The following is a 5041-nucleotide window of genomic DNA, read 5'->3' on the forward strand; positions in this document are numbered from 1 at the left end:
GTTGGTTTGCCTTTTCGTTTACTTCCTTATAAGTCAGCTGTTTATCTTCAAACACTACAGCAATATTATTGGGTGTCCGTTCCACCTGTTCCTCAAAAATCTGATGGATGGTCTTTTCCCGAGGGTATCCTGCTTTTGTATTATTAAATTCATATAATATTTGATGTTTTTCGTCTTGTGACAGCATATCAATTTCTAATAGCCTTTTTTCAGGAAAGGCTGCTGCCTCTTCCAATACATTAAGGTAATGGGCAAGAAGCCTTATAACTGACTCTTTCTTAAACAACCTGGTAGCATACTCCAATTCAAATGCAATACCGTCCTCTGTTTCCTCAGCGTTTAAAGTCAAGTCAAACTTGGATATTCTTACTTCACTGTCATAGGGCATAAACCTTAGCCCATCCATCTTCACTTCTGATGCCTCGATATTTTGCAGTACAAACATAGTATCGAAAAGTGGATTTCTGCCCAGATCCCTTTCCAGGTTAAGCTTATCTACCAGTTCTTCAAATTGGTAATCTTGGTTTTCGTAAGCCCTTAAGGAGTTTTCTCTTACTTCATTAAGGAAGTCCACAAAAGTCTTTCCACCTTGAGGGTGATTCCTCATGGCTAGCGTGTTTACAAACATACCAATAACGTCCTGAAGATCAGTATGCGGCCTTCCTGCAACGGGACTTCCAACTATAATATCTTCCTGTCCGGTGTACTTGGATAAAAGGACATTGTATGAAGCTAAAAGTACCATGTAGAGCGTGGCACCATTATTCACTGCAAGTTTGTTCAGTTTAACAGCAAGCTCCTTGCCTGCTTTGAAACTGATCACATCTCCCTCAAAACTCTGTATAGCTGGCCTAGGGTAGTCTAGCGGCATATTAAGCAAAGGAATTTCTCCTTTGAATACTTGGAGCCAGTATTCTTCCTGCTTACTAATTGTCCCATCAGCAAACAGCCTGTTCTGCCATACGGAAAAATCCTTGTACTGAATCTTAAGTTCCGGAAGTTCCTTACCTTCATACAGGCTCATAAATTCTCTTACCAGTATGTCGTCAGACACCCCGTCAGATATAATATGGTGCTTATCAAACATCATAATATATCTGTCTTCTCCAACTTTTATAAGCCCAACCCTAAGTAAAGGAGCCTCATCAAGGTCAAAGGTCCTAATAAATTCACTGGCTATTTTCGCAGCTCTTTCCTCATCGGTTTCCATATACATAACACTAAAATCCACATTGCTATGGACCTTTTGTACCGGTTTACCATCTATCATATGGAATGAGGTACGGAAAGACTCATGTCTGTCAACAAGCTCCCTAAAAGCCTGTTCAAAGCGCAGTTTATCGAGTTTGCCTTCAATTAGCATAATACCAGGCATGTTGTATGCCATCCCAACTGCGTCAAGCTGGTTTAGAATATACAGCCTTTTCTGGGCGGATGAAATTGGATAGTACTCCATCTCCCCAGCCGGCCCAATAGAATGAAATACACTCTCCTTTGCAATCTTGATGCACTCGGCAACTTCAGACATATTTGGGCTCTTAAATATTTCTTTAAGCGGTATGTTTACATTGAACTCTTTGTGAATCCTGGCAATAAGATTTGCTGCCCTTAAGGAATGTCCCCCCAGCTCAAAGAAATTGTCGTTTCTTCCCACTTTCTCTATACTAAGGATATCCTGCCACAACCCCGCAAGTTTCTCCTCCACTTCACCCAAGGGTGCGACATACTCTATTCCAGCATCGATATTGCCGTCAGGTTCGGGCAATGCCTTCCTATCTATTTTGCCATTGGGAGTCAGCGGCAGCTTTTTTAACTGCATAAAATAGGATGGTATCATATAGTCTGGAAGGTCCTTTAAGAGATGTCCCCTTAGTTCTGCTATTGTTAATTCATTTTCCCCTGCCACATAGGCACACAGATACTTGTTTCCCTTCTGATCTTCCCTTGCAATAACCACTGCTTCCTTTATTGAAACGTGCTTTAGCAGTTGTGCTTCTATTTCCCCCAGCTCTATTCTAAATCCCCTTATCTTTACCTGATGATCTACTCTTCCTAAAAATTCCATATTCCCATCAGACAGCCATCTGGCCAGATCCCCTGTACGATACATCCTTTCCCCTGGTATAAACGGGTTAGGTACAAATTTTTCAGCTGTCAGTTCGGGCCGGTTTAGATATCCCCTTGCAAGCCCTTCTCCCCCTATGCACAACTCACCCAAAACCCCTGTAGGCTGAGGTCTCAAGTGTTTGTCAACAACGTAGTATTTTATATTTTGCATTGGCTTTCCGATAGGTACACTCCCGGATTCCAAATAGCTTCCCAGTCTCTTTTCGTAATAACTGGAATCTATGGTGGACTCAGTAACCCCATAGCTATTAACAACCCGCAGTTTCTCTCCATACCAGGATTGTAATCTTTCATAATCTTCCACAGAGAGAGTATCTGATCCAAGTATAAGCAACTTGAGGCTATCAATAATCAAAGCATTATCATGGATATAATCCATAAGAGGAATAATCAGTGCCGGTGTGGATTCAAAGATGGTTATTTTATGGGTTTTAATAAGTGAATATAATCGTGCAGGATCGTATCTCTCCTCGGATGAACAAATAACCATTTGGCCTCCGTTGAGCAGCGTTCTCGAAACATCTCCCACAAATACATCAAAAGAAAAACTTGCGATTTGCAACAGCTTTACATCCATATCCGCAAGCCTATATTCCTTTTTCCATGCGTAAGATATGTTGACAAGACTTCTATGCTCTATCATGATCCCCTTTGGCTTTCCTGTGGTTCCTGATGTATAAATGACATATGCTAAATTACAAGATTTATTAATGACAGGAAGATTTTCTGTTCTCCCGTTGTAATTCACACAGTCATCAAAGCTTATAATATCAAGATCAAATTTAATTTTTTCTTTATGATGTTCTTGCGTAAGAATAATTCCAGCCAAGCTGTCATCGATCATATATCTGATTCGTTCTTCAGGATATTCGGTGTCTATGGGTAAATACGCGCCTCCTGCTTTAAATACAGCAATTACACCTATTATCATTTCTATGGACCGGTCTACCATTATAGCTACTACACTGTCAGGTTTTAATCCCTTGTCCCTTAAGATCCAAGCCAGTTGATTGGCCTTTTCATTAAGTTCTCCGTAAGTCAAGTATTTATCTTCAAATACTACTGCTATGTTATCAGGCGTCTTTTCCACTTGTTCTTCAAATAGCTCTTGTATGGTCTTATCCTTAGGATATTCTACTTTTGTATCATTGAAGCCATAGATTATTTGCTGTTTTTCCTCCTGGGACAACATATTTATTTCCGACAACCTTTTAAACGGATTTGCGGTTATCTCTTCCAACACGTTAAGGTAATGAGCCGCCAACCTTTTTATAGTCTCTTTTTTGAAAAGCCGAGTACAATATTCAAAGCTAAAAGCCATACCATCTTCACGCTCTATTGCATCAATGGATAGGTCAAATTTTGATATTCTATACTCTAGCCCGTTATTAAAAGGTCTGAAGCTTATACCAGGTACTGCAAATTCTACCTTAGAGGCATTTTGCATGGTAAACATAGTATCAAACAGTGGGTTTCTGCTCATGTCCCTCTTCAAGTTAAGCTTCTCAACCAGTTCTTCAAATTGGTAATCCTGATTGTCATAAGCCCTTAGAGCGTTTTCTCTTACTTCATTCAAGAATTCTACAAAGGTACTATCTCCCTTGGGGTAATTTCTCATAGCCAAGGTATTTACAAACATACCAAGGATATCCTGCAGGTCTGAATGTGGCCTTCCGGCTATAGGGCTTCCAACGATTATGTCTTCCTGTCCGGTGTGCTTAGACAGCAATATGTTGTATGCCGCGAGCAGTGTCATGTAAAGCGTAGCCCCATTATCCCTTGCAAGCTTGTTTAATTTATTCGTAAGCTCACTGCCTGCTTCAAAGCTAAAAAAATCCCCTTCAAAGCTTTGTATTACAGGCCTTGGATAGTCTAGCGGCATATTCAGTACAGGTATTTCTCCCTGGAATGCTTGGAGCCAGTATTCCTCCTGGCTGCTAATTCCGCCCTCATCAAACAGTTTATTCTGCCATACAGCGTAGTCCTTGTACTGTATCCGAAGTGCTGGAGGGTTGTTTCCTTCATAAAGATCCATAAACTCACGAATCAGTATGTCCATGGAGACACCATCGGATATAATGTGATGCATATCAAACATCATAAGATGCCTGTCTTCTCCCGTTTTTACAAGCTCTACCCTTAGCAGAGGAGCCTTGCCAAGATCAAAAGGTCTGGCAAATTCCCCAGCATACTCTGCGGCTTTTTCTTCGTTAGTTTCAAAGTACATCACGCTGAATTCCACATGGTCATGAACCTTCTGGACCGGGTTACCATCGATCATGTGGAACGATGTTCTAAGAGTCTCATGCCTTTTTACCAACTGCCTGAAGACTTCCTGGAAACGCGCTGTATCAATGCTTCCTTCCAGCAGCATAATACCAGGCATGTTGTATGCTGTCCCTGCCCCTTCAAGCTGGTTTAGTATATACAGCCTTCTTTGTGCAGATGACATAGGGTAGTATTCCATTTCTCCTGCCGGTTGGATTGACTGATATAGGCTCTCCTTTGAGTCTTTAATATATCTGGCAATTTCTAAGATGGTTGGTGTCTTGAATATTTCCTTAAGAGGTATGTCTATATTGAACTCTTTGTGAATTCTTGCTACAAGGCTTGTTGCCTTTAACGAGTGTCCCCCAAGCATAAAAAAGTTATCATTTCTTCCTACCTTCTCTATTCCAAGGATATCCCGCCACAACAGCGCAAGTTTCTCCTCTATTTCTCCCGAAGGTACTACGTATTCTACGCCGGTATTAACATTGCTATCGAGCACAGGCAATGCTTTCCTGTCTATTTTTCCATTAGGGGTCAATGGCAGCTTTTCCATCCGCACAAAGTAGGAAGGGATCATGTAGTCCGGGAGCTCTTTTGACAAGTGTTCCCTCATCCCCTGTACGGTTATTTCTTGATCCGGTAC

The 5041-nt window shown here is 41.2% G+C and carries 1 protein-coding gene; it reads right to left on the minus strand.

Annotated elements, in window-relative coordinates:
- On the minus strand, nt 1-4936 hold a 4936-nt coding region (locus NLX78_RS26295; protein WP_254351918.1), incomplete at its 3' end, for a non-ribosomal peptide synthetase.
- Nucleotides 4937-5041 lie beyond the last annotated feature (105 nt).

Source organism: Paenibacillus sp. Lou8.1, assembly GCF_024213565.1.
Lineage (GTDB): Bacteria > Bacillota > Bacilli > Paenibacillales > Paenibacillaceae > Paenibacillus > Paenibacillus polymyxa_B.